At 46.7% G+C, this 26,652-nt stretch carries 25 protein-coding genes and 2 pseudogenes; 12 read left to right on the forward strand and 15 right to left on the reverse strand.

Annotation, left to right across the window (positions count from 1 at the left end; translation table 11 throughout):
- Positions 1–89 precede the first annotated feature (89 nt).
- Positions 90–1,109, reverse strand: coding sequence for a site-specific integrase (locus FWE06_03290; protein ID MCL2546208.1), 1,020 nt, complete (start codon positions 1,107–1,109; stop codon positions 90–92).
- Positions 1,110–1,640: 531 nt separating this feature from the next.
- On the opposite strand from FWE06_03290, the gene FWE06_03295 reads away from it, so the two are divergent.
- From FWE06_03295 to FWE06_03315, 5 genes and pseudogenes are all read left to right on the forward strand, one after another.
- Positions 1,641–3,557 carry an SAM-dependent methyltransferase gene (locus FWE06_03295; protein ID MCL2546209.1) on the forward strand — a complete coding sequence of 639 codons (1,917 nt, stop codon included), beginning with the start codon at positions 1,641–1,643 and terminating at the stop codon, positions 3,555–3,557.
- A gap of 25 nt (positions 3,558–3,582) precedes the next feature.
- A pseudogene (locus FWE06_03300) lies at positions 3,583–4,005 on the forward strand (restriction endonuclease subunit S).
- On the forward strand, positions 3,991–4,599 hold the full coding sequence (locus FWE06_03305) for a restriction endonuclease subunit S (protein MCL2546210.1): 609 nt from the start codon (positions 3,991–3,993) through the stop codon (positions 4,597–4,599). Before FWE06_03300 ends, FWE06_03305 begins: the two are co-directional and overlap by 15 nt.
- 12 nt (positions 4,600–4,611) lie before the next feature.
- Positions 4,612–5,226 carry a hypothetical protein gene (locus tag FWE06_03310; protein MCL2546211.1) on the forward strand — a complete coding sequence of 205 codons (615 nt, stop codon included), beginning with the start codon at positions 4,612–4,614 and terminating at the stop codon, positions 5,224–5,226.
- Positions 5,226–6,029, forward strand: coding sequence for a DUF4868 domain-containing protein (locus FWE06_03315; GenBank protein ID MCL2546212.1), 804 nt, complete (start codon positions 5,226–5,228; stop codon positions 6,027–6,029). Before FWE06_03310 ends, FWE06_03315 begins: the two co-directional genes overlap by 1 nt.
- A 205-nt stretch (positions 6,030–6,234) precedes the next feature.
- Here the strand turns inward: FWE06_03315 and FWE06_03320 are convergent, their stop codons facing one another.
- From FWE06_03320 to FWE06_03370, 11 genes and pseudogenes are all read right to left on the reverse strand, one after another.
- Positions 6,235–7,398 (reverse strand): MobA/MobL family protein, encoded by a 1,164-nt coding sequence (locus FWE06_03320; protein ID MCL2546213.1) that lies wholly within the window; start codon positions 7,396–7,398, stop codon positions 6,235–6,237.
- Between the two features lie 42 nt (positions 7,399–7,440).
- Positions 7,441–7,755: a DUF3847 domain-containing protein gene (locus FWE06_03325; GenBank protein MCL2546214.1), complete on the reverse strand. Its 315-nt coding sequence runs from the start codon at positions 7,753–7,755 to the stop codon at positions 7,441–7,443.
- Positions 7,756–7,767: 12 nt separating this feature from the next.
- Complete coding sequence (locus FWE06_03330) at positions 7,768–7,929, reverse strand: hypothetical protein (GenBank protein MCL2546215.1); 162 nt, start codon at positions 7,927–7,929, stop codon at positions 7,768–7,770.
- Between the two features lie 75 nt (positions 7,930–8,004).
- Positions 8,005–9,666: a DUF4368 domain-containing protein gene (locus FWE06_03335; GenBank protein ID MCL2546216.1), complete on the reverse strand. Its 1,662-nt coding sequence runs from the start codon at positions 9,664–9,666 to the stop codon at positions 8,005–8,007.
- On the reverse strand, positions 9,609–9,806 hold the full coding sequence (locus FWE06_03340; GenBank protein MCL2546217.1) for a hypothetical protein: 198 nt from the start codon (positions 9,804–9,806) through the stop codon (positions 9,609–9,611). The genes FWE06_03335 and FWE06_03340 overlap by 58 nt, the downstream gene beginning before the upstream one ends.
- Positions 9,807–9,917: 111 nt before the next feature.
- A pseudogene (locus FWE06_03345) lies at positions 9,918–10,433 on the reverse strand (ATP-binding protein).
- A gap of 191 nt (positions 10,434–10,624) precedes the next feature.
- Positions 10,625–11,314, reverse strand: a complete 690-nt coding sequence (locus FWE06_03350; GenBank protein MCL2546218.1) for a hypothetical protein — start codon at positions 11,312–11,314, stop codon at positions 10,625–10,627.
- Positions 11,315–11,341: 27 nt separating this feature from the next.
- The gene (locus FWE06_03355; protein ID MCL2546219.1) at positions 11,342–12,205 is read right to left on the reverse strand and encodes a peptidoglycan DD-metalloendopeptidase family protein; all 864 of its coding nucleotides are present in this window, start codon (positions 12,203–12,205) and stop codon (positions 11,342–11,344) included.
- 299 nt (positions 12,206–12,504) lie between these two features.
- Complete coding sequence (locus FWE06_03360; protein ID MCL2546220.1) at positions 12,505–13,368, reverse strand: hypothetical protein; 864 nt, start codon at positions 13,366–13,368, stop codon at positions 12,505–12,507.
- Positions 13,369–13,380: 12 nt separating this feature from the next.
- Positions 13,381–14,574 (reverse strand): hypothetical protein, encoded by a 1,194-nt coding sequence (locus FWE06_03365; protein ID MCL2546221.1) that lies wholly within the window; start codon positions 14,572–14,574, stop codon positions 13,381–13,383.
- A gap of 144 nt (positions 14,575–14,718) precedes the next feature.
- Positions 14,719–15,864 (reverse strand): hypothetical protein, encoded by a 1,146-nt coding sequence (locus tag FWE06_03370; GenBank protein MCL2546222.1) that lies wholly within the window; start codon positions 15,862–15,864, stop codon positions 14,719–14,721.
- A 373-nt stretch (positions 15,865–16,237) separates the two neighbouring features.
- Between FWE06_03370 and FWE06_03375 the strand changes: the two genes are divergently transcribed.
- From FWE06_03375 to FWE06_03405, 7 genes are all read left to right on the forward strand, one after another.
- Complete coding sequence (locus FWE06_03375) at positions 16,238–17,176, forward strand: IS30 family transposase (protein MCL2546223.1); 939 nt, start codon at positions 16,238–16,240, stop codon at positions 17,174–17,176.
- A gap of 433 nt (positions 17,177–17,609) precedes the next feature.
- Positions 17,610–18,314, forward strand: coding sequence for a peptidoglycan editing factor PgeF (gene pgeF, locus FWE06_03380; GenBank protein ID MCL2546224.1), 705 nt, complete (start codon positions 17,610–17,612; stop codon positions 18,312–18,314).
- 382 nt (positions 18,315–18,696) lie between these two features.
- The gene (locus tag FWE06_03385; protein MCL2546225.1) at positions 18,697–19,449 is read left to right on the forward strand and encodes a heat-inducible transcriptional repressor HrcA; all 753 of its coding nucleotides are present in this window, start codon (positions 18,697–18,699) and stop codon (positions 19,447–19,449) included.
- Positions 19,442–19,933 (forward strand): nucleotide exchange factor GrpE, encoded by a 492-nt coding sequence (locus tag FWE06_03390; GenBank protein ID MCL2546226.1) that lies wholly within the window; start codon positions 19,442–19,444, stop codon positions 19,931–19,933. The genes FWE06_03385 and FWE06_03390 overlap by 8 nt, the downstream gene beginning before the upstream one ends.
- Positions 19,933–20,481 (forward strand): GNAT family N-acetyltransferase, encoded by a 549-nt coding sequence (locus FWE06_03395; protein MCL2546227.1) that lies wholly within the window; start codon positions 19,933–19,935, stop codon positions 20,479–20,481. The genes FWE06_03390 and FWE06_03395 overlap by 1 nt, the downstream gene beginning before the upstream one ends.
- Positions 20,478–22,289 (forward strand): molecular chaperone DnaK, encoded by a 1,812-nt coding sequence (gene dnaK, locus FWE06_03400; protein MCL2546228.1) that lies wholly within the window; start codon positions 20,478–20,480, stop codon positions 22,287–22,289. The genes FWE06_03395 and dnaK overlap by 4 nt, the downstream gene beginning before the upstream one ends.
- Before the next feature lie 188 nt (positions 22,290–22,477).
- A complete protein-coding gene (locus tag FWE06_03405) occupies positions 22,478–23,059 on the forward strand; it encodes an RNA polymerase sigma factor (protein MCL2546229.1) in 582 nt (193 codons plus the stop codon).
- A 244-nt stretch (positions 23,060–23,303) separates the two neighbouring features.
- Here the strand turns inward: FWE06_03405 and FWE06_03410 are convergent, their stop codons facing one another.
- From FWE06_03410 to FWE06_03420, 3 genes are all read right to left on the reverse strand, one after another.
- Positions 23,304–24,197, reverse strand: a complete 894-nt coding sequence (locus FWE06_03410) for an AraC family transcriptional regulator (protein ID MCL2546230.1) — start codon at positions 24,195–24,197, stop codon at positions 23,304–23,306.
- 155 nt (positions 24,198–24,352) lie between these two features.
- Positions 24,353–25,165, reverse strand: a complete 813-nt coding sequence (locus tag FWE06_03415) for a hypothetical protein (protein MCL2546231.1) — start codon at positions 25,163–25,165, stop codon at positions 24,353–24,355.
- Positions 25,166–25,232: 67 nt separating this feature from the next.
- Positions 25,233–26,558 (reverse strand): MATE family efflux transporter, encoded by a 1,326-nt coding sequence (locus FWE06_03420; protein MCL2546232.1) that lies wholly within the window; start codon positions 26,556–26,558, stop codon positions 25,233–25,235.
- Between the last annotated feature and the right edge of the window lie 94 nt (positions 26,559–26,652).

Genomic DNA, 26,652 nt, shown 5'->3' on the forward strand with positions numbered 1-26,652 from the left:
AATTTATATTTTGTGTATAAGCCCCTCAAACCTAGTGTTTGCAAGGGGCTTGTCACTAGCCCGCTCCTAGTTCAATCTGCGTTTAACTGCTAGGCAGCGAGTAACTCAATGGCGGTTTTGAGTTCGTCAAAGGTTTTGTGCGTGTAGAACCGCTCCCCAACATCGCCAGTTTGATGCCCCATCATGAGGTCGATACACTTTTTATTTGCCCCTGCGCTGTCAAGGCGTGAGCGGAACGAGTGACGGCACTCATGCGGTGTGTGTTGTATGCCCGCCGTGTCCATGACGTTTTGCCAAAACACCCGATAGGTTTTATCCCCGCATTGCTTGCCTTTGTACGAGAATAAATACTCGCCGTCCTCTTGCATACGCGCCTCGACAATGTGACGGATTTTCGAGTGGATAGGCACTTTACGGTCTTTGCCCGCTTTGGTTTTTGTACCACCCGTGATTATGCCGTTTTCAAGGTCAATGTTTTCCTTGCGAAGTGCCAACATTTCCGAGATACGAAACCCGGTATAGAGCAAGAACAACACCGAGTCAACCCATGCTTGCCCCTGCATGGCCCACATTGCCGTGATTTCCTCATCGGCAAAAGGCTTGCGCTTTGAAGTTTGCACGGCGGGCGCGGACGTGAGCAAAGGCGCATAGTTGCGCGTGATAATGTCTAACTCTAACGCGAACTTGCCAATATGCCGCCAGTAGGTTTTGATGTGGTTTTGCGCCCCGTAGCCGTAGCCGCAGTTGTCGATAATGCCCTGCATATGATACGCCTTGATATTGACATAGCGTTGCTTGTGGAGTGCCGCGCAATGGTTGTATGCGGACGTCATCATGCTCAAAGTGCTTGGCGTTGTTTTGGGGGCTTTGCGGTCTAGCCACAAGCTGAACAATTCGGCAAGCGTTATATTGGCTTTGTCAACGTCCCACGGTTCATTGTTGTATGCGGCGAGTAATATCATGCCCTCCTCTCTTGTTGTTACATAGGCTATGATTTGGTAAATCGGGTGTCCCTTTTCATTAAAGCCTACGGTTTTCCGCACTTGGTAAGGGCGGCGGCGGTTGCCTTTTAGTTTGGTAACACTACCATATCCGTTGGGATTTCTCATCTTTTGAATACCTCCAATTTGTAGTGGCCTCTGACGTTCCGCGCCGTCACCCTGCGGGTGACTATGCGAAAGTCGACGGCATTGTCAGTTCCAAAAGCTGACACTATTATAGCAAAAAGCCCGCACCATCGCAACGATGGGTCGGGCTTTTCGGCAAGTAAGCGGATTTTGTCCCTAATCGATGCCGAGTAGGTGTGCCGCGAGGCTCAGACAACACGCACAAACTTTGTGATTTGTCAAGCGTGGGATGCCCCGATGTACTCGGCAAAGAGTTTGGGGCTGATGTGGTAGTCGTAGGTACTGCCCGATACTTTGGTGGCGAACCCGAACGGCGCAACGCCGTTTTGTAACGCCATGCGGATAAACTGCTTGGCAAGTCCAGGCAAATAACGCGCGAGGATAGGTCAATGTTCGTGCAGTTTTGTCAAGGGGGTAAATTAGATATTTTTGCATTTTCTCTTGCAATTTTGCTGTAAACACTATATAATGTGCTTGTCGACAAGTCAGCGACTAGATACGGAGGATACACACATGATAAAGCGTGAGGCGAATTTTGATGTATACATAAATGGACTGCTCACCGCCGCAAAAATCGAATTTTCGGTACAGGGCAGCACCGTTCTTGACATAGACAACGCATTAAAAACGGCATCTAAAAGACAAACAGGCAAGGGCGGCTATCCCGAATTTGTCGCGGTAGTAGGCGAGTTTGTTTTGGTGGGTGAAAACAAGCCCGAGCGTAGCCTGCTCTGCCAACGTGACAGCGAGGGCAATATCTCGCTTGAAGTCAAAGCAACCGAGGACTATGCCGTCAACGGTGCGCTGTGGTATGCCAAGCACATTGTCGAAAATACAAGCTATAAAAAAGTGTTTGCGTTCGGCAATGCGGGCGATAGCAAGCACCATATTTTGCAACCGCTTTTTGTTGGCATAGACGGCGTCGTCGAGTTAGACGAGGTGCAAACTTTCGAGAATTTCTCGGCTGAAAATATCGAAGAATACTACCGCCGCATCGTACTAGGCGAAACGCCGCCCGAAGATATACAACTTGGCGAAGTCTTGAAACACGCAAAGACTTTGCACGAATATCTACGCACATTTGGCAGTTTGGGCGAGGACGAAAAGCCGCTCGTTGTGTCAGCTATTTTGCTTGCCTTGCGTGAAGAAAAAGAGAAGAATTTTCAACTCGATTCGCTCAATGGTGACATACACGTCACAGATGGCAGCAAGCTATTCAAGGCATTAGAAAGCTGTTTTGCTCGGGCGCAAGTAAGCCCTCAAACCAAACGCGATAGAATACTCAACCAGTTCACGCTTATCAAAGACCGCCCCAAACTCAACGCAAAAGTAAAAACGCTAGGCGATAAAACGCCGCTCCGCTATTTTACCGAATTTATTCGCGAGAACATTTTTAACGCCGTGATTAGCAACTCGGGCGAGGATTTTCTCGGGCGATTTTATAGTGAATTTGTTTCATACTCAGGCGGTGATGGGCAAGCGTTGGGCGTGGTCCTCACGCCCGGACATACTACCGACTTGTTTTGTGACTTGGTGGACTTAAAGCCCGATGATGTGCTGTTTGACCCTTGTTGCGGCACGGGCGGCTTTTTGGTGGCGGGAATGTATCGTCTGCTTGAAATGGCAGCAGACGAACACGCCAAAAATCATGTCAAGGCAAATCAAATTCACGGCGTGGAAGATAGAGAAGATATGTTCGCCATTGCCACCACGAATATGATTTTTCGCGGTGATGGGCGTAGCAATTTGCAATGCGGCGATTTTTTCACCTTTGAGTCGTCCAAATTGCAAATTGACACCGAGGCAACGGTGGGGTTGATGAACCCGCCGTATTCGCAGGGCAGCAAAGAACACCCCTCGCTGTATGAAATTTGCTTTATTCGCCACTTGCTGGATAGCCTTTTGAAAGGCGGCAGAGCGGCGGTTATTGTGCCTGTTTCGACCATGATTGGCAAGTCAAAGGAGGAGAAAGAAATCAAAAAAGAGCTACTCAAACGCCACACATTGGAGGGCGTGATTAGCTGTAACAAAAACACATTCTACGGCGTGGGGACTGTGCCGTGTATCGCCGTGTTTACTTGCGGCAAGCCGCACGACAAGAACAAAATCGTGAAATTTATCAACTTTGAAGATGACGGCTTTGTGGTCAAAAAACATATTGGATTAGTTGAAACGCCCCGCGCTGTTTCGCAAAAGAAATTACTGCTTGATTGTTGGCATGGTCGCACCGAGGACGTGCCGAGCAAGTTCATGGTGCAAACGAAAATCGAGGACACAGACGAGTGGATTCATGCGTTCTATTACTACAACGACGAGGTACCCACCGAGCAAGATTTTATGAACAGTATCGCGGATTATTTGACATTTGAGTTTAATATGATAACGCATGGACGCGGCTATCTCTTTGGGGAGGGCGGCGATAATGCTTGACTTGAAAAGCAGGGAGTGGCTACCCTTTTTGCTGTCTGATATTTTTGAGATAAAGCACGGCAAGCGACTAACAAAAGCAGATATGAAAAAAGGTAGCCGTCCATTTATTGGTGCAACGGACTCTAACAATGGTATTACTAACTTTGTGTCAAATAGCAACTCGTCTTTAGACAAAGAGGTGTTGGGGGTCAATTATAATGGAAGTGTTGTTGAAACATTCTACCACCCTTACGAGTGTGTGTTTTCAGATGATGTCAAGCGATTTGTAATCAAAGCAACTTCGCTCAGTCGGCAAATCTATCTTTTTCTGAAGTCGGCAATCATCCAACAAAAAGTGAAATATGCCTATGGCTACAAATTTAATGAACAACGCATGAGTAAGCAGTCTATCTTATTGCCAACAGACGAAAGCGGCAATCCTGACTGGCAGTTTATGGAGGATTATATCCGTGAGCGGGAGGAGGGTTTGGTGCAGCAGTATATTGCCCATGCCGAACAGATTTTGCGCGCGTGTGAGGTGGGTGAGGTTGCACCGTTGCGGGATAAGGAGTGGGGTGAGTTTGTGTTGGGCAAAGAGTTTTCGATACAATCAACCTCCAGCAGTATTGACAAAATCAAATTAACCGAAGGTGAGGGCAATGCCCCCTACATCACGCGTACAGACAGAAACAACGGCATAGATAGCTTTGTGCGTGAACAAAAGGGCTATGATGTTGATTGTGGAAATTGTATTACGATAGGGCTTGATACGCAAACGGCGTTTTATCAACCCACCGCTTTTTACACAGGACAAAACATACAAGTTTTGCGTAGTGAATGGTTGAACTCTCACATCGCAAAATTCCTTTTGCCTTTTCTCAAAAATGCGCTCTCTATTTTTAGTTGGGGTAGCACAGGCGCAACATTAACGCGCCTTAAACGAACAAAAATTCTGCTCCCAATGGGCGAAAGCGGCAATCCCGATTGGGCATATATGGAGCAATATGCAAAGGTTATGATGGGGCAACAAGTGCGAGAGTACTTGGCGTATGTTGCGAGATAAGCGGTATCTTTCATGAGTAAACTTTTTCGTTGGAATATGCTGATTACTTCGTTTATTCCCCTTTGGATATCAATTCTATTTGTTGTATTTGCCGACAACCGACAAACTGATGGCTCAACATTAAGGGCGATCGTCGAAAACGGAAATATCCAAACATATTTTTCTCTTATCCTTGTCTGCGTAGTTCTTTTTAGCACAACTTGCGTTGTTTTGTTTTTGTTAAGCAGTTGCAAGCAGAATAGGATTAGTGGTGTTGGGAAAATTACACATGCACGCAAATCTACAACTTTGGCAACTGACTTTTTGCTTACTTACATCATGCCGCTTATTGCCTTTGATTTCACAAGAAACCGTGACATTGCGCTCTTTTTAATCTACTTTGCATTGATAGCTTTCTTGAATATAAGAAATGGAAATGTGTATACGAACATTTTGTTTGAAGTTATGGGATACAAGATTTTTAGTTGTGATATTGAACGAAAAGTGGCAGGAAAAAAATATGATGTTCCTTCATGTGTTATTATTAGTAAGAAAGATTTAGTGGGACAAGTTGGGCAAGATTTTTCATATTTTGATTTTAACAATGACACATATTTACACTTGCAAACGCCAAAGGAGAAACGCTGATGGATAAAGCATATCTAGAAAAATGCTTGCATAGTGCCGCAAATAATTTCGTTTGGAACCTCTATTTTTTCAATCGAGGGCGCAAACCCAAAAATGGCACTCGACCATACGAAGCTCATAGAATAAGATTTTCCAATAATGCACATTTAGTTTCTTACATGGGTGAGGTTCTGAATGCCGTAAATCATTTTCAAATTGCCCCTCTAAGCCAAGTTGAAATCTACAACGGTTTTAACACAAAATGTTCATGTGATAGACTTGCCATTAATGATGAGATAATAGAAGAATGCTTTTCTTCATTTAGAAATAGTTTGACCAATTCAGCTGAAGGCAACCTTAAGGATTCTTATCATGGTTACATATTGGAGGGGCAGCCACAAAGCGGAGCAGATGGTGTAGCTGTTACACTTATGAAATTTGCAAATCCCACGGCGAAATTGAAAGGGCGAAAAAGCACTTACTTCAAGAAATGCGATAATAATCTTTTGGGTGAAATCACAGAACAATTTTTTAAAATGTATTTGACTATTGATGCGATTTTAATTGAGGAAAATCGATATGTCTTTAATCATGCCTTTGAAAAGGTTTTCGATATGGAACAAACTTTTCAAAAGGTGAAAGCAAAAGCAATTCAAGCCATTGCAGACTCGGGCTTTATATCAAACCCTGATACTTTTGCAGACTACGCACAAAGCACAAACGCTAGAACGTTTGTGACGCTTGATGATGAGCGGATGCAACGCGCGGCAAAAGGTGATGAACGAGTACAGATTGGTCGATTTTCATGTAACGGTGAACGCTGACGGCTTGTTTGAAGTATCAACAGAAGATGAAACAAAGAACTTGCTAAAGTATCTTTGTTACAAAGCCTTTAAGGAGGCAGAAACAAACACAATTCTTGAAGGGAATGTATCACCCCTAACCATCGAAATCCCCACATAATTCAGTCACTTCGGGGCAAAAAATCATCGCGCAAAGAGGGCAGCTTTGCTACCCTCTCTATAATGCCTACCGCTCCATTTCGTGCGCCGTGGTGCGCTGTTCGGCTTGCATGATGTCGTACACGCCGCGCTTGATTTTGTAGGCGTTGTCGGTTTCGCGTTTGAGGGTTTGGTACTGTTGATTGAGGGCTTGCTTGTCGGCAAGCAACCGCTCCCGCTCCGTGCGCCATGACTTGATGGGGATAACTTTTCTGCCGTTGAGGTGGCGGTCAAGGTAGGCTTTTGATTGTGGGGATTTCGTCTTGCGATATGCCGCCGCTTGCGTGAGGTGTTCGTCCAAAGCCTTTAGCCGCCGCTCGATGGGCTTTAGCTTGTCGCGGAGGTCAAACTGAGTCGCGTACATCTGCGTGAGTTTTTCATCCAGTCCCGCCATGTCGCGGATTTTGTTGCCTTGCAAAAACGCCAAAATCTCGGCGGAGTATTTCAAGTGGCGTAGCCCACTTCGGCGGTTGAAAATTGCTTGCATGACTTCGGCAAGGCTTGGCTCTTTGGGTAGTTCGTTTAGCCATTTTTGGAGTTTACCAATCTGTGCTTTGAGTTGGCGCAAATTCTGATTTGTGATTTCGATTGCGCGATTGATATTGCCGCGCTCGGTGCGAATGCCCTTTCGCTCCATTTGGTGCGCCGCCGTGCCGAGGTGAACAGTCGGCACTTTGTCTATGCCCTGCCGTTCGTAGCTCCGATGGTCTACGCGCTCGGCGTGGTTGTGGCGTTCGAGTTCGGCGTTGACGGCAACCGCCCAACCCTCCCGCCAAACTTCGGCTTTGGTCTGCTCGTTCCAATCGGTGGCGGGGATTGATTTGCATTTGTATTGTCGCGTTTTTTTGTTGTAGATTTTCTCGCTGTTCTTGTCAAGGATATACTCCTTTTTCTGTTTGCCGCCCCACTTTCCGCACGGCTCGATGGGGCGGGTCGTTAGCATGATGTGGACATGAGGGTTGCCCTTTTTCGTGTCGTGAATGGCAAAATCGGCACACATTCCCACGCTGACAAAATGGCGTTGCACATACTCGCGCACAAGGGCTAGGTTTTGCTCGGCTGTCAATTCTTTGGGCAGGGCAAATTGTACCTCCCGCGCAAGCTGTGAGTTTTTCGCTTTCTCGATTTTCTCTACTGCGTTCCACAGTATGGCGCGGTCTTGATATTCTCGTGGGGCGTGGTCGGGTAGCATTATCTCGGTGTGGGCAACCCCGACCTTGTGACGCCGCCCCCGTCAAGCGGGGTGGCAGGCGCACCTTGCCGTGGCGTATTCTGTGGGCTTGTGGCGTTGTTTTGGGTGTCGGGTGAGGTTGATTTGTCGTAAGGCTTTTCGGGCAAAATCGTTGTCTAGGGTGCGTTTTAGAAAGGCTTGGATTTGGTCGTTGGTGTAGTCTTCGGATTTGGGAATGAGCCCCTCCAAAATTGCCCCGCGCTCGATGAGCCGTTTTGTTCGCGTCTTGCGGTCATGTTCCTTTTGCTTTTTCTGCTTTTCTAGCTGTTCGATTTTTTCCTCTAGCGCGGTGAGTTTGTCGGGTTTGGGTTGTGACATAGTGGTGTCCTCCTAGTGTGTTTTTGATTTTGTTGCAAGGTCATTTTCAATAAGGCGCAAAATACTGTCGTTGATACTTTCTTTGCTTGCTGTGCCATAATACACATTGACATGGTACTTGGTCGTGCGTATTCTCTTGGTGATGGTGGCGTGTGGGGCGGGGCTGTTCTGCATGGGCAATACTCCTTTTGGCATGAGATGAAAAAACGACCTACAGATTGTCTGTAAGCCGTTATCGTGGATTGGTTATTATGCGGTTTGATGTTGGGTACTCTCGGCTTGGGCGGCTCGTTTTCGCGCCATATACCTACGCATACATTCGCGGTCATATTTTCGTTTTTGCTCTAACTTCTCGGCGGCGATACGCTCTTGCTCGACTTCATCGGGTGTCCGCATATCCGGCACGGCGAAATTGCCAATATATTTGAGGTATACATCTACCTGCTGTGTGCGTGTGCCGCGTGGTCTGCCATTCTCGCCCACGCCTTCCGACCATACGCCTTCATGGACTATAATTTTGTCGATAAACTCATTTATCATGGCGTTAGTCAATTCCTCGAAATGAGTATATTTTCTTACCAATGCAAGGAATTTGTCCGTTTTGTCCTTCTCTCGTTCCAACTCGGCAAGTTCTGTTTGTAGTTTCTCATTTTCAGATTTGGCGGCGGCTATTTCTTGGTCGTAGTTTACTGTCATGTCGGCAAAGCGTTCTTCGGTGATTTTTCCGAGAGCCTTGTCCTCATAAAGAGCATGAAAAACCCGCGCAAGGTCGGCAAGCCGCTTGTCATTTTTAGCAATTAGCTTTTTGTGCGCCGCCGTCGTTTCACGCTGTTGGGTGGTGGAGGATTTCCGCAGCTTTTCCAAAAACTCGCTTTCGTGATTGCTGACATAGCCTATTGTCTTTTTCAAAATATCGAGTATAATATCCCTTGTTACCTCTGTGCTGATATGGTGAACTGAACATTTGGATTGAAAGTCTTTTTTGGCGATTTTGTAGGTTGAGCAATGGTAAACATCTGTCCGTTTTTTCTCGGTGGGCTTTCTCGGTTTTGACTGACGGAAGTTATACATCTTTTCGCCGCAATCGGCGCACCACAATAAGCCAGTTAGTGGGTTGGCATAGCCTAGCGTATCAATTCGGCGTTTGGTTTGCCGTAGTTTTTGCACGGTGTCGAACACTTCGCGGCTAATAATGGCGGCGTGGTGGTTTTCAAAAATGAGCCATTCATCTTGCGGCTTTACTTCTGTTTTTCTGCTCTTAAAGTCTACCGTGCGTGTGCGTAAATTTACAAGGTGTCCGCAATACTCCAACGCCCCCAAAATGTTTGCGACAGTTGTGCCGCGCCACGCATAGGGTAGGTCGGGATTATAGTCATTTTTGCGAGTACCATTGCCTTGTCTGCCGTGATAATGTGAGGGGCGTTCCACCTTATCCTCGGCAAGCATTCGGGCGATTGTGTGTATGCCCATGCCGTCCATTGCAAGCTGAAAAATACGGTGCACGACTGCGGTCGCGGGTTCGTCAACTAGCCACTTGTATTTGTCGTTTGGGTCTTTGATAAAGCCGTAAGGCGGGCTGTTAATGGTGGGCTTTCCGCTCTTACCTTTTGCGGTCAATACTGATTTAACTTTGCGGGAAGTGTCGCGGGCGTAAAACTCTGCCATGATTTCACGAAAGGGTATAAAATCGTCCTCACCGTTGGCAGAATCTATGCCATCATTGACGGCAATCAATCGCACCCCACGGCTACGGAACATTTCACGATATAGCCCTGCTCTAAGATAATCGCGCCCTAACCGTGTACTGTCTTTAACACAGATACAATGCACCTCGTCATTTTCGACTTTTTCGATTAACTCCTGCCAGCCTGGTCTGTTCCAGTTCGTGCCTGTGTACCCATCGTCTTGGATATGGGGATATAGGGCGTTAGTCCGTTTCGCTCGGCGTACTCCTCCAATAGCTGCCGTTGGTTGAGAATGGAGTTTGACGTGCCTTGCAGTTCATCGTCTTTGCTTAACCTCTCGTAAAGAATTGTGATTTTCTGTTTCATGGTCTGCTCCTTTTCGGATTTGTGAGATTTGCAGTTTTGGGCTGAAAACGCCGCAAGCCTTGTGAATACTGCGTTTTTTGAGTATGCCCATTTACTACCTTTACACTATCTCACATTGGTTTGGTTGTTGAACACGTTCAAGCTTCCCGAAACGTAAATTTCGAGTGAGGTTGCTATCCTTTTCGCCTCGGCTTCGGGCTGTTCGCACATAAGACGGTGCAGATCGGCAAGCGTGGGTGTTGGTGCGTTTTCGGGGTCTGCGAGGTAGTCACGGTAGATTTCACGGACACAACGGTCAATAATGGTGCGCTCAATGGGTTGCAAGCCGTCCTTGCCCGCGACAATCAACTCACAAAGCGACAGGATAAAGTCACTTTTGAGCGCGACAGGGTTCTCATCGTCCAGTTGACCCGTGAGGGTTAAGTCCATCGGGTTAATGTGGTGCGGGCTGTTGGGGGCGATGGTTATCACTTGCCCGCCGATTCTGCGGATTAGCGGGCTGTATTCACCCATTAAATCGACCACGATAATGCGGTCTTTGGTGGTGAGAAAGGCATTGAGCAATTCGCGTTTGCCCGCGAATGATTTGCCTGAACCCGGCACACCGAGATACAGACCATTGGGGTTGTATTGTCAAGGACTGTTTTTCGGGCATGGAAATACCCCATAGGGTAAAGGCGTGAAAAGCCTTGCCCTATGGGGCTTTGCGTAGATAATATCAATTTTTACGGCGTGGGTCGGCGGTTAGGCGTTAGCGGTGGAAATGCTTATTATCTGCCCACATTAAATAATAATTTGCTCCCATATACATGCGTAAACTATCGTGCTGCCAATATTTCTTGCGCTTGCACAACAAGTTCCTCTTGTAGCTCCTTGCGCTCTTGCTCTACTTGTTCGTATATAGCAACACTTTCTTCTCTTGGGAGTTGCGCATAATAAATTCCCTCATCCCAAAGCCTATGCGCCATAATCCACATTGATGTACGATAATACTCATTGATAAGCTCATTATCAAAACTGAAAATAATGTCGGCATTAAATCGGAGCACAGGTAATTCATCACCCCAAAAACTCTCCTCGAATTCTGCGTTTAGCCTATCAAATGTTTTGCGCGAGATGTTAAACTCGCGAATAAAATTTGCCATTGTCATTCCAAATTCAAGTTCAATATAATCCTCTTGCATCAACTGATTTTGCAAATGAAAATCATCTACCCTATCCTCGCCAAAATGTTCTATGGCATAATCTACAAAATCGACTGGCACGGCATCATAATACATCCAAAATTCAAAGAGTGGTGTCCCAAATAAAGAACACACTAATGGCAACTCATCGCCCTCTGGGAATTCGGGAATCGATACTTCCCAGTCGGGCTCAGGAATGAACTCGTGCTCAGGCACTGACGGCTGTTGAACTTCGGCTTGGTCATCGACAACATTGCCGCCGCAAGCGGTTAATAGGACAGCACATAACACGCCTGCCAACAAAATTGTAAAATATTTTTTCATAATTTTCTCTCCTTTATTATGCTATATTTAGTAGCGTCTTCTGTCATGTCCACCATCGCGTTCAATACGCGCTACGCATGATGTGCTATTGTTTATACATGATGTGGTTCTGCCGTTGTTATCGGCTCTATATCTAGCTTCTTCATCCCAAAATCTGCATTGCGTTGATGATTGAGAACCATCAGTAAACGTGATGCGTGGGTAAAACAGATATAGCGGGTTAATACGATTGGAATATCCTCTGGCATGGGTGCCGCTAGTGTTCCAAATATTTCCACTTGGTGCGTTAGTAACCTCAAAACACAAATGTGGATTGCCGCCTGTATTTCCGGTCGACCCCACACGACCAACAATTTGGCCTGGAACTACTCTGGAACCTACAACAAGGCGAGGTCTATTTGTTCCGGCAACATCTGGATTATCTTGCAGGTGCATTTTGATAACAATTAACTGTCGGCGCGTTACCAAGCAGATAACGTCATCAAGTTCATATGCAATGGCAAAGCCCGTATCGGCACTTGAACTAGTACTACGCCAAACTACTCTGCCATGATAGACAGCACGGATTTCTGTAAATCTGTTTACACCATTCCCTGCAAAATCAACTCCTAGATGGTTTATAGGGTTAACCCCCGGTCTTGGGCCATACCGTGATGATATGCGATTGCGAGGTTCGGCTGACGTTCGGTCGAACATATACCGAATATGGCTTGTAGCAATACGAAATTGAGCTCGCGTGGATTTGGTTGCATTAGTTCCTGTCGGGTATGGCGGCACTCTAAAAAAACCCCATTGCTGAGTTTGCGGAATATTGCCAGTATTTACGCCTAGTGTAATACGCTCACCCGGCGAAATTTTCCTATTGGCTACGGAATGTGATTGCAAACGCATATTACTCCTGCCTCTATTATGAATTACAGCTACGTTATTGGAATTCGTTGTAATCCACCATTCATCGCGCTGGCCATGGCCAGATGAAGCTGTTGTGAAGCGTACATTATTACCCACACTTGCAGCGTTGGCAACCACTCTACGGTTACATGGGTAAGTAAATATATGCCAGTTACTGCCGGTAGTGCCAATTCTTTGAAGCCGAAAAAATTGTGTTCGCACATTAGTCCAACGGTGCGACATAAAAGCAGAGTCTGTGCGATGGTCTGCGAAAAGGCCTGTATTCAATGCCCAAACAATCATTGCTCGTCATCATTTTCACCTTGATTGCTGCCGCCCGGGCGACCTGGCCGATGCCCATGGTTGCTACCACCTTGATCATCATCTTTGTCTTGACTATCTTCGCCTTGGTCGTCATCATCCTGAGCGCCTTGGTGGTCTTCGTAAAAAATATTATCTAAAAGTCTATCGACAGTGCCTGCTCTACCTGGAGCGCCTTTCCATGTTGACATGATGTCGGTAATGTAGAATGCTGTGTTACCATAGTCGTCTATATACCACTCCTGTCTTTGGATAACGAGTATAGCATCATCAAAATGGTATACCAGCGAGTAAAAAGGAGGATTGTCGTACTCGACAACAACATAACCATCGCCATACAACTCTATCATCTGCTCGTATGTGTCTCCTACACGCAGCCCTTTTGGTGTAAGCACCAAATCTCCTGCCAAGCCTGCCAAAACCAACACGCCATCTGCGTTTTCTCTGAAGAAATAACGCGCATTCCTAAAATCTTGTTGTTCTTCCGGCAGTCCAAAGTCATCAAAGCCTGTCGTAATTGTAATTGTGTTGTGTAAAAAATTTGTTGGGTCATCTTTAACCACAAGCCCCGAATGTTCAATGCCAAGCTCATCAAATTTCGCAATGACATCTTCCAACGCCATACCAAAGTAAATGATGCCGGTTCCATCTTCATTTGTCAATGTAGTTACATTTTCAAAGGTTATAGCTTCATTGTTTAAATTGGGCGTTGGTGTTGTGTCAACAGGGTATGCCAGCTCTTGAGTTAAGTCTTCCCCGTCCGCGCCGGGAATGTTTTGCGTACAAGCGATTAAGCTAATGAGTAAAAGCAGTACGAGTAATGCGCATAACAATTTTCTCATAATAATCTCCTCTTAAAAATATGAATTTTGAACAAAGCCTTCTATGTTAGTGTTGCTTATGTTGTCAGTCCTATTCCAATGCACTCTACGAGGCGTTCCCCAATTTCCATCAGCAAGATGTATCACGCCTGTACTCCGATTGAAACTAACCACAATACCAATATGTCCAGTCCATACGATGAAATCGCCAGGCTGTGGCGTGTACTGATTGTTGACTACCTGGGCTCGCGTCCGCCAGCGCCCAACACTCATTGCCATTGCTGGATCACGGAAACTAAGTGATGTTGACCCGCCAAAATAGCCACTAGGATACTGTGACCCACCGATATGAGTGAACCGCCAGCGCCCTGGCTTATGTGTCGGCATACCTGTTGGTGTAACCCCCGATGTAGTACTTATAGCTGCGGTTCGTTGCGCAGCCCAGGTCAAAATGAATGCACACCACGGAGCGTTATAATGCAACCTATGGTACTGGCGGCCATTCGTTTGACCCTCTTCGCCGCGAATAAATGCCAACATCCACCCCCTCGCTCTAGAATTAACAATCGCATTTACATTATTAGCGCGTGATATATAGATCGGGTTTTGAGCGTTGTCACGCGTATTAACCAACGGTCTGACAAAATGAATTTCCCATCGTTGACGACGAATGTTGGCCATGTTGTTGTTATTGCTTAAAAAGATGCGATCGCCCGACGAACTTTTTCCATTGGCATTAGCATGGGATTCCAACCAAATTCCTCTATTTACATTCTGAATATAAAATAATGAGTTGTTATTGTTGGCGTTCACTCGCACAACCCACCATTCGTCACGCTGTGAATAATTAGGACGATTACCAGCTTCAGCCCATGTTTCCACTCTTACGCCGTTGCCGCTGGCGGCAGCAACTAGTCGTCTCCCACCTGGCGTGTAAAGTCGGAAACGAGCATTCATACCAGTGCCACCCACATGCACAAACACCCAATGTTGTCCAGCCCTATTTCGGGTGCGTTGACTAAAATGGGTTGTTGTATGACCTGCATTAGTGGTATTGCTATGATCCATCCAAAGCCGTGAGGTTGAGGACTGAATGTAGTAGAGACCGCCTAGCATATCTTGACCAGTAAAAATCCGTGCCTCTGCTTGTGGCGATGCGATTATGACTATTGACAACAACAAACATACTATCAAAAAGGTGGATAAAACTTTACGCATTTTTATCATATGTGTATCTCCTTTGCAATGTTAATAGTTATATTAGTACTAAACACCAAAACAATTGTCACCGCAACACCCTTTCCCTTCATATTTTTTTGGTATGCTAACTTCGTCTATCACTGGAACCACTCCTCTCGCAATATTATAGTTCTATCGAAATCGATAGTCAATATTGATAATTTCTCCAACGACATTGCCGTCTTCATTGCGAATAAATTCTATGGTACACGTATCGGTGTTGTACCTCAATAAATATTGTGTTGTTTCACGATTGCCCAGCCAAAACGGCACACTATCCCAAGTATCAAGCCCTCTGCGACGATGGAGATAGGCATCACGATAAACCACATTCAACAAATAGCCGCTATTTCGCCAATTTGGCATTTGATTAGGGCGTAAATCAGGCACAAAAGCCGTGCCTTTGATAAAGGCAGAATCTTCGCCAATGAATGGGTGGTCGTAATTTACCTCTATCGTTTGTCCTGTGCCTAAATTGGTCACCCGGAGCGTCATTGCACCCTCAGTATATTGATAGTCAATCTCTACATCATGGCGCGGAATCCACTTGCCGTCGATATAATCGGACTCAACAATTAGTCCGTAGTCGACGAGCTCTCCCCATGTCGTTGCCACAAAGACACGCCACTCGCCATCATTCGCCCAGCCATTATATATGCCGGCATCAAAAGTAACGTCTTGATTTTGTAAAGCGAAGAAGATATATGCATTGAAGCCGGTAGGGTTAGCCCCATGGGAGCAGTCAGATTTTCGCAAACGCGCTTGACTTAATTCAACTACTGTTGTTGCACGGCGAAAGCTATTGTGTATATAGGATACTTTATAAATATAGCCACCACTAAATGGCTCAATACGCCATCCACCAAGCTCATAGCTATCGTCATACGTAAAAAATTCATAGTTTGCACCCAATATTGTGCCATTACTTAGTATGGCATGTGTATAGGGTGTGTTTTTTAGAAATTCCTCAGCCTCCCATTCAGAATATACAGTTTTGATGTATTGTGTATGTTGAAACAAGAATACCGCACCTGGCTCATTTCGCCTAAAAACAGTTTGGTTTTCGCCATCCACTACTATGGCGTTCTCACGTCTATGTGTGCGGTCAATCGCCTCAAATAAGTTCTCGAACGTGCCTATCGAGTGTCCGTTTTCCAAAAACACTTCAAACGAAGTGACATCCAGCGGTTGCGGCGAATTGTCGCTTATTTCTGAACAACCACAAGATGCCAATAGCAATAGTGACAAAAACACAAATAATAGAGAAAATTTTTTCACGAAAAAGTCCTCCTTGTTCCTTGCGGTTGGTGGGGGACAGTCTATGCCATCATGACAGAGTTTTCTAAATATAAATAATTAACTTGATTCTATCACTGTCAAAGACGTTTGTCAATCAAAATTTTTGAAAAAATCGTAAAACTTCTATAAGAAACTCCGCACTCGGATTTTACCCTCGAATGCGGGATAATATAAACTCGCCACCACACGCCCCGCCATTACGCCGAGCGCAGATAACAAAACCACTATACCACACAGACCCCATCGAAAAGGCGGGGCTGGGCAAAATATAATATGAAGTGCAACAGGTGACAACACGGTTGCCAAGGTGTAAAATGTAGTTACCACACAACATTGCAGCACGGAGGCAACCATGAAGTCATATGAACATTTTACCTTAGAAGAACGCGAATGTCTACGCATAAAGTTGAGCGAAGGAAAGAGTTATCGGCAAATCGCCCGAGAATTGAACAGAGATGTGTCCAGTATTAGCCGAGAACTCAAACGAAACAGGAAGAAAGATGGCACCTATAATGCAATTTGGGGACAATCAATGTATCGTTATCGTCGAAAACGATGTGTCCGTCCATATCGACTAGAAACAGACCATAAATTACGGGATTTTGTAACAAAAAGCTTAGATAAATATTGGTCGCCCGAGATTATTGCAGCTAGGTGGCAAGGAAAAGAGTTCAGCCCATCAACAATATATCGAGCTTTGAAACAAAAACGCCTGTTTGGTTATTCAGAACGCACCCATTTACGACGGAGAGGTATCCTCAAATATTGCCGAGGAGACAATCGAACTATTCGCCCAGAGCATACAATACATGAGCGTTCCGACGAGATAAACAACAGACAACGTATCGGTGATTGGGAAGGTGATATAGTGTTAGGCGGTCCGGGAAAAGGCGGTTTGGTAACGATGGTAGAGCGTAAGAGTCGTTATCTGGCAATGGAATTATTGCCTAATAAAGAGGCGGCGACAGTTGAAAAAATCATTTGTAGTCCACTTTGCAAAACGCTACCAATTAAGTCCATCACCTTTGACAATGGCTCGGAATTTGCCAACTTTCGGAAAATCGGAATAAAGCTAAATGCAATCATCTACTTTGCAGATACACGCAGCCCTTGGCAACGCGGCTCGAACGAAAATATCAACGGGCTTGTACGTTTTTTCTTCCCAAAAGGCACGGATTTTCGTACTGTATCACCCGAGAAAGTGGCTCATGCTTTATCACTTATCAACCAGCGTCCCAGAAAATGCCTTGGATGGATGTCACCACTTGAGTTTATCCAATGTTGCACTTGACTTGACTTTTTGCCTGCACCCCCTTTGAACCCCTACGCACCCACGGGACAAGATAACGCGCCGTTATCTTGTCCCGTGGGTTTTGTGTTTTCATGCCAACCTTGACATTTTTTCAAAAATGTGTGTAAGACACAATCCGCCCCATCGTTGCGTTGCTGAAGGCATTTTGGTATAATGGTCATGGCTTTTGAAACTGACAATTTTCACGAAATTGGAGGTTCAAGAGAACATGAGAAATCCGAACGGTTATGGGTCAGTCATCAAGCTACATGGCAACCGCCGCCGTCCCTATCAAGTCCGAAAAACAATAGGTTTAACGAACACTAATGTCACCGCGGAGTAGTTTCGGTGGTGCTTTTACTACAAAATTGTTTATAATGTTCACAAGGACGGTTTGTGGCTGTCCGTGCAGATACTTGAAAGGAAAGAATATATGCGACTCATAGACTTTACCCAAACCAGACCCATAATCGCCGGCGCTATTAAACGCCTGCCGGGCGATCGCATCGCGCCGGCTGTTGACGTGCTGGCCGCTTACACGCAGGGCATTCAAGACTGGGGGCTGCTACCTCAAAACTTTATCATCGCCAAGCAGGTACATGGCAGCGATGTTCGTGTAGTCGTGCGTGGCGACGGCGGCATTGTTGATACAGTTATCACGCAACAGCTGGAATGTGATGGTTTGGTAACGCGTGAAATTGGCCTGGGCGTGGGTATTGTCACTGCCGATTGCCTGCCTGTGTTATTCTTTGACGAGGATGCAACTGTCGTTGCCGCTGCACACGCAGGTTGGCGTGGGCTAGCAGATAGTGTCCTTGCCGCGACGGTCAAGGACATGGGTGTGCTACCCGAGAAACTGCACGCATACATAGGTGCGGCGATTTGTCAAAACTGTTTTGAGGTTGGCCCCGAAGTGGCGGCAGCTTTTGCCGAGAAACACTATATTAAAGGTGGGCGAGATGACCGGTTGCATATTGACCTGAAAGGTATCGCAACGGAGCAGCTGCAAGCGCAGGGTGTAAAGTATATTACAGTATCACCTGACTGCACTTGTTGCTTGCCCGGCGTCTATTGGTCGCATCGAAAACACAGTTGGCAGCGCGGCAATCAATTGACGTTTATTTGCCTTTCGTCTTGAACATAACGGCACGCCATTTCGATAATTCTCGTATTATATTTTGCGCGGCAGGCAGGAGCACAGCGTTTGCGACTTCTGTATTTTTCGGCATGGCTGCAAGATGCTATAAATATGCCGGCTTTACTTTAAAATTGCTTGGGATTTCTAAAAAAATGGCTACTGCACCTCTCTAATGGCTTTCGACAGTGTTTCTTTATTTTCATATTGCATGTGTTTTCCCCTAAAATTAAGCTGTCTATTCGGCGAATAATGTAAATATATCACAAGACGGCATCAATAGAAATTATAAATTTTTTATGAAATACTTGACAAACAATTCCAATGGTGGTATTATCAAGCTAGCACTCTTCTGTATAGAGTGCTAATGAGGAGGCGGACGTCCATGTCAATCGACGAACGTAAGGAAAAAATCCTTAAAATCATCATTGACCGGTATATTGAGAGCGCCGAGCCGGTGGCGTCTAAGCATTTGGTCGAGCAATGCAATTTAGAGCTGTCGAGCGCGACCATTCGCAACGAAATGGCAGAACTGGAAGACCTCGGGTTGCTCGAAAAGCCGCATACGTCAGCAGGGCGCATTCCCTCGGCGTTGGGCTATCGGCTATATGTTGACCGGTTGATGCAGCAACAGCGCCTAACGTCACAACAGAAAGCGCACATTAACACTGTGTTGCAAAGCAAACTCGACAAATTCGAGCGGCTGCTTGCCGAAGCCGGACGGCTGGCCGCTGATATCACGCGTCACGCTGCCTATGCTTTACCGCCAACACAGGGGCAATACGAACGTGATGATGTGTTGGTGGAGGGCATGGCGCATTTGTTGGAACACCCAGAATTTTCCGACATTGCACGAGTACGACGCATGGTTGGCTATTTGTCGGATAAGCAGGCGCTGGCACAGATGCCTAAGCCTGCACCAAACCGCCACATTGAGGTGCTGATTGGCTCGGAAAACGTCACGGCGGCGTTGCAAGATGCGTCTGTTGTTATGGCAACTTACCAAATCGGCGAAACACGGGGCTTTATCGGGCTGATTGGCCCGACGCGTATGGATTACGGTACGGTGACATCTAAGTTGGGCTATGTGGCGCGGCGGTTGGAGCATTTACTGTCAGAGGAGGATGACTATGAGTGAACACGGAAACGAGATTATCGAAGAAATACTTGACGACATGCCCGAAGAGGAAATGGACCCGGTGCAAGCCGAGTTAGAGGAGTGGAAAGACCGTGCGTTACGAACACAGGCGGACTTTGAGAACTTTCGACGGCGCAATATAAAAGAACGCGAAAGCGTAATCGTCGACATCCGCGCGGCGACACTGGCGGCATTGCTGCCCGTGTATGATAACTTATTGCGGGCGCTGCAACAACCCACCGAGGATGCGGCGTATGCCAAGGGTGTGGAATTGACGCTGGCGCAGCTTTTGGGCATATTTGAGGACTTGGGTGTTGTGCCGTTTGGCAATACTGGCGAAAACTTTGACCCCAACATTTGCGAGGCGGTGATGCACGTAGAGGACGAAACGATTGGAAACAACATCATCGTTGAGGTGTTCGCGCAGGGGTTTAAGATGGGTGACAAGATTTTGCGGCACGCGGTGGTGAAAGTGGCGAACTGATGGTTAAATTACAAGGCAGCAACATATATCTCGCGGTACTGGAACGGGCGGATTGCAGGAAATTATACGAGGATTTTGAGTATGATTTTGACAACGATGCCGATTTTTTCTACATTGGTCATTCTGTCGAAAAGTCTGGCGAGTGGTTTGACGAGATTCAAAAATTGCAGAGCAATGAAAATATTAGGCTTGGTATATTCCTCAACGACGGTACCGTGATTGGCGATGCAGCATTGCAGGGTATCGACAACAAAAACCGTTGTTGCTCTGTTGGTATGGGCTTTGCAAAAAAAGAAAATCGCGGCAAAGGCTACGGTAAACAAGCCATCAAGCTGCTTCTCAAACACGGCTTTGCCTATCTCGGCATGGAGCGCATTACGGCAAGCACACTTGAAATCAATATCCCCGCCCAAAAAGCACTGGAAAAGCTGGGGTTTACGTTGGAGGGGCGGGAACGCAAAGCCGTGTATTTCCGCGGTGATCGATATGACAATCTCAAATACAGCATACTTTTAGAAGAATATAATTCAGGAGGACAAACACTATGAAAACAATCGGAATTGACTTGGGCACAACAAACTCTTGCGTGGCAGTCATTGAGGGCGGCGAACCTGTCGTTATCCCCAATGCCGAGGGCGCGCGCACAACGCCGAGCATCGTGGCGTTCAGCAAAGACGGCGAGCGGCTGGTCGGACAGGTGGCAAAACGCCAGGCTGTCACGAACGCCGACCGCACGGTCATCTCCATCAAACGCGACATGGGCACGAGCCGTCGCGTAGAAATCGGCGACAAGAAATATTCACCCGAAGAGCTGTCGGCCATGATTTTGCAAAAATTGAAGGCTGATGCCGAGGCGTATTTAGGCGGGACGGTGACAAAAGCTGTCATCACCGTGCCGGCGTACTTTACCGACAGCCAACGTCAAGCGACCAAAGATGCAGGTAAAATCGCGGGGCTGGAAGTGTTGCGGATTATCAATGAGCCGACAGCGGCGGCATTGAGCTACGGGTTGGACAAAGAGGGCGAACAAAAAATCATGGTCTATGACCTTGGCGGCGGTACGTTTGACGTGTCGATTTTGGAAATTGGCGAAGGCGTGCTGGAAGTGTTGGCCACGGCAGGCAATAATCGCTTAGGCGGCGACGACTTTGACAATGCCGTGGCGCAGTGGATGATTGCCGAATTTAAGAAAACCGACGGCATTGATTTATCCAACGACAAAGCTGCCATGCAACGTGTGCGCGAAGCGGCTGAAAAGGCGAAAATCGAGCTTTCGGGCGTGATGCAAGCGTCCATTAGCTTGCCCTACGTCACGGCTGATGCCAACGGCCCGCGGCACTTGGATTTAACATTGAGCCGTGCAAAGTTCAATGAACTGACTGCCGATTTGGTAGAAAAGACCATGGGGCCGGTCAAGCAAGCTATGAAAGATGCAGATGTCAGTTCGTCTGACCTCAATAAAGTATTGTTGGTGGGCGGCTCGACGCGTATTCCCGCTGTGCAAGAGGCTGTCCAAAAATTAAGCGGCAAAGAGCCATTCAAAGGAATCAACCCTGATGAGTGCGTTGCCATCGGCGCGGCTTTGCAAGCCGGTGTGTTGAGCGGCGATGTAAAAGATTTGCTGTTGCTTGACGTTACGCCATTGTCGCTGGGCATTGAAACGATGGGGGGGGTGTTTACACGGCTGATTGACCGCAACACCACCATTCCGGCAAAGAAGAGCCAAATCTTCTCAACGGCTGCAGATGGGCAAACGAGCGTTGAAGTACACGTCTTGCAAGGCGAACGGGAAATGGCCTCGTCGAACAAGACGCTGGGGCGCTTCCACCTCGATGGGATTCCACCGGCTCCGCGCGGTATGCCGCAAATTGAGGTGACGTTTGATATTGACGCCAACGGCATTGTGCAGGTTGCAGCGTGCGACAAAGGTACGGGCAAGGAGCAGAAAGTGACGATTACGGCATCAACCAATATGTCTAAGGATGACATTGAACAAGCCGTCAAGGAGGCAGAACTGCACGCCGAAGAGGACAAGAAGTGGCAAGAAGGCGTCGAGATTAAAAATAGCGCCGACCAAATGCTGTACACCACGCAAAAATCGCTTGATGAGTTGGGCGACAAAGTGTCAGATGATGAGAAAACAGCCGTTAACGGGGCGATGGATGCGCTCAGAGAAGTCGCAAAAGGTGACGATATTGAGCAAATTAAGGCACTGACGGAGGAATTGACAAAAGTATTTTACCCTATCAGCGAGCGGATTTATAAGGAAGCTGCAGAGCAAGCACAAGCAGAGGGCGGAGCCAATGTGCCGCCGGACGCTGATGTTGTTGAAGATGCGGAAATTGTTGAGGAATAAAGATAACAAGGGAGCGATTTTATCGCTCCCTTGACGTTTCAAAGAGTTGATTAGGGTTGAATTCTGAACGAATTCATGTTATAATATGTACAAATAAGTCGCGGATTTGATTTTATGCCGCATAGCAATGTAATGTATTGTTGTGCAATTCTGTCATATATTATAAGGGAGGATAGGAGGGAAAGCCTTTGCCTTACGACTATGACGCGTTGGCAGAACTCGTTCACCGAATTAAAAACGGAGATATGACCGCCTTTCGCTCTTTGTACGAGCAGACGCAGAAGCAAATTTACTATTTCGCACTCAAGGTGATGCGCAACAAAGAAGAGGCCGAAGACATCTTGCAGGAAACGTATATTAGTGCATATAGGCACATCGAGAAGTGCAAGAATGACCGAGCCATCGTCAAATGGCTGACAAGTATTGCGTATAATCATATGCGGGATAGACTGGCGGTTCTGGCAAAAGCCAATCAGGTATTTGTGCGTGATACGGAGGAGCAAGAGATACTCAACCACGTTGCCGATGATGTTTCGTTAGAAGATGCGTTTATCAGGAAAGAAGACGCAAAGCACATTCTTGTGCTGGTGGAGCAACTGCCTGAAAAACAGCGGTTGGCATTATTTATGTATTATTTTAAAGGGCTGTCGGCAGCGGAAATTGCCGAGATTTGTGACTGTAAGGAAAATGCAGTCAACAAACGCTTATTTGATGCCCGCGCTGCCATTAAGAAAAAAATACAGCAAGAAGAAAGGGAAGAGCAATCATGAATCATATCGGACTGCACGACATTATTCGTGAAGATTTTGAGTGCACGCCCCATCCGGACTTCGAAAAACTCTGGGAGCGAGTGATGGATGAGATTGGTGAGGATCAGGAGTCTAAATAACAAAAGGGACATTTTCGCCAGCGTGAAAATGTCCCTTTTGTTATTTGGGAACGATAGGAGCAGTTTGTGTTTGTCCTCACATGAGGTTCGACAAACGTCAATGTATAGAAACGATTTGGTTTTAACTACTTCTTCTTTACCGCAACCCAAAGTTCAATTGTGCCAAACTCATTGTCGCCGCCGTAAAGTTCCATATCTAAATCACCAACCTGCTCGTAGCCTGTTGTAGGAAGCCATTCGGAAAAAACACGTTTATACAGCGACTCAATGACTGTGCCAATATCGTCCCAAATAAACTTATCCGACAGAAAGACAGCCCATGTGTGGGCGGGGATATCCACAACAGCATAGCCGTCAACGCAACTGCTTGGGCTGCGGAACGCACACAACATATAGGGGAAAGAATCGGCAGTTGTCTCCTTGTAACTGCATACTGCGTGTACTTTACAGAAGTCTCCTTTGATAAATGCAGGCAACTCTCCCGCATCCTGCACTAATTTCTCATATGCGCCGTCCTCATGGCATTTATCCCATAGCTCGCTGGGCGTTTTGGGAGAAATCCCGCTCCCATCTAGCTTAAAAATGCCCTCGATGCCGAAAACTTGAAAAGCCTCTTTTGTTTCGATACGATAATCCATGCCTTTTTCTCCTTTAATTGAAATTTGGAAGGAGAGCTTGGGATAGGCTTTGAGCGTCACACCGTCGGCGCGCGCTTCCGTTGGTGTGACGCCGTGCAGCGCTTGAAACGCACGCGAAAAGGAAACCGGCGAATCATAGCCGAATTTCATCGCTAAATCAATGACTTTTGTGTTGCTGTTTTGCAGTTCAAGTGCGGCAAGCGTCAGCCGTCTTCGACGAATATATTCGGAGAGTGAAACATCAGTGATAAGTGAAAACATTCTAAAAAAGTTGTGTGAAGAGCAACAGGCGATCCGTGCCAGTATCTCATAATCGATTTCGCCAATCAAGTTATCCTCCACATATGCAAGGGCTGCATTCATGCGTGTAAGCCAATCCAAAATCATCCCCTCCTTTCACGTTAAAGTATAATGGAAAACAAACTTCAATGTCGCAACAATTCATGCCGTGTTTTGTTTGCTCGGGCAACGATATAAAAAACAATACCGAGCCGCTATCTTAGCGGCTCGGTACGCTCTTTGTTTGTACTGACAAATCACCCCAACCCAACAGGAATCTCAACATCATCACCAAACGCGTTGAATGTATGGAGCGTCTCCATGCGCATTTTTACTGTTTCGCCCTCGGCCGTGATATTCATGGCCATATCCATTGTCATTGACAACGGGTTGTTGTCAGAATCGGCAACGATTGTCAAATAAACATCGTCAATATCCATGGAAAAATCGTCAACTTCGCCCAACATATCTGTCATGCCATCCATGGATGACATAAAGAAATCGGTGAGGGCTTGCCCTGCCAGCACAGCGCGCATGACTGTATGATCGCCCGATTCTTCGATTGTGGCCGAAAGGAACATATTTAAGGTAAGCTCGGGCATATTGACGGCACTATCCAAGATATCGTCGAATTCCTTTTGAGAAAACATTTCACCCATTTCCACACCATCAATCAATATACTCATCGCCGTAACGCCGTCGGCGTTGATTTCCATGTACATCTCCATGGTCGTTGTAGTGAATCCCATATCCATTTCCATCACCATGGCGCTGTGGATATCATTGCCGTCGGCAATTGTAATGCTGTTGCCGTTGGTAGTCATATTGATGGTCTGTCCTTGCGCTATAACCTCCACGTCCATGGTAAAATCCACGTCAACAGCGCCCGACTGCCCGTCACCGACTGTCATACGCGACATGATGTCGGAATATGCGGCGAAAGCAGCCAGCGTTTCGGTGTTGTCAGGCGGGTCAACGACATTGCCGTCGTTGTCGCCGCAAGCCACCAACGTAATGGGCAGGGTGAGCAGAGCGAAGGCAAGCAAAGCTGTCATGAATTTTTTTGGCATGAGGAATACCTCCATTTATTAATTATATTGCATTCATTATAACATAGCGCCGTTGTTATCGCAAGTTTTATACGCGCATTGTTTTCCATTTGCCACTATGATACCGCCATAACGTCAGCGGCAACAATAATGCCCAGCCAACCGGCATTGTTACCCACGCGGCGCTGTAGCCCAATACACCCCAATATACAAATGCGTAAGCCAAACCAACGCGCACAATTAAGTCAAGCGTTGTCGCAACGGTGGGGAACATGACATCGCCGGCGCCTTTAAGTGTGCCGTTAACAATGAGCGATGGTGTGAGTAATATCAGCCACGGCGCGACAAAGCGAATTTGCTCTACGCTCCGCGCCATCGCTTCACCCGTCAAGCCAAATAATCCGACAAGTACCGGCGCAAAGATAAACAAGCCCGCCGCCATGACAATGCCCGCGCCTGTAGCCATGCCTTGTGTTTGTACAAAGCCTTTCTTGACACGGTCGAGGCGGCCTGCGCCGATATTCTGTCCAGCAAAGGTTGTCATACTGTTGTTAAAGGAAAGCATGATAATAAAAACAAAACCGTCAATGCGCATGGCAACGGCATAACTTGCAATGCCGAAAACCTCAAACGAATTGACAAGCCGCCCCATTGCCATGTATGCTATGGCAAGCACACTATGCTGCACGCCGATGGGCAGGCTCAGCCGCAGTGCTCGTTTGCAGACAAGAATATCAAAGGCGCGTACGGGCCGCAGATACTCATATTTTTTCACCATATAAATGTAGGCAATGACTGCCGAGAACATTTTGGAGAGCAACGTTGAGACGCCTGCACCGGCAACGCCCCAACCCATAATGACAACGGCAAACAGTGTTAAAATTACATTGAAGACCGTGGTGGCAATCAAAAAATACAACGTAACTTTGGCGTTGCCGATGGCGCGCAAAATTGAGGCAATGGTGTTGAAAATAAATAGAAACACAAGGCTTGCTGCTATAGTGCGCAGATAGAGAATCGCCATATCTAAAATCTCAGGCGGCACACCCAGCATATGGCGCAATAATATGGGCGTCAAAACAAAGCCCACCGCGCTCAGAAACACGCCAGTCACTGTGCCGAGCAGCAATACCGTCGAAACTGTCGCGCGCATATCATCGAGTTGCTTTGCGCCGAACTTTTGCGATACAATGATGCCACTGCCCATTGCCAATCCAATTGACAACGCTAAAAAAAGAATAATTAGCGGCGCTGACGTACTGATGGACGAAAGGGCTTCTTCGCTGACAAAATTGCCGACGACAATGCCGTCGAAAATACTGTACAGTTGCTGAATAATGTTGCCGAGCATTACAGGCACGGCGAAGAAGAGGATGTGCTTCCATTCCTTGCCGGTGGTCATATCACGCTGCATGTGTTATCCTTCTTACCTACATTCTTATTGTACAAGTATAACACAACTTGCGACATAATGCAAAGTCAAAACAGAGTGATAAATCTTGACAAAA

This window comes from Oscillospiraceae bacterium (genome assembly GCA_009780275.1).
Taxonomy (GTDB): domain Bacteria; phylum Bacillota; class Clostridia; order Oscillospirales; family UBA929; genus WRAI01.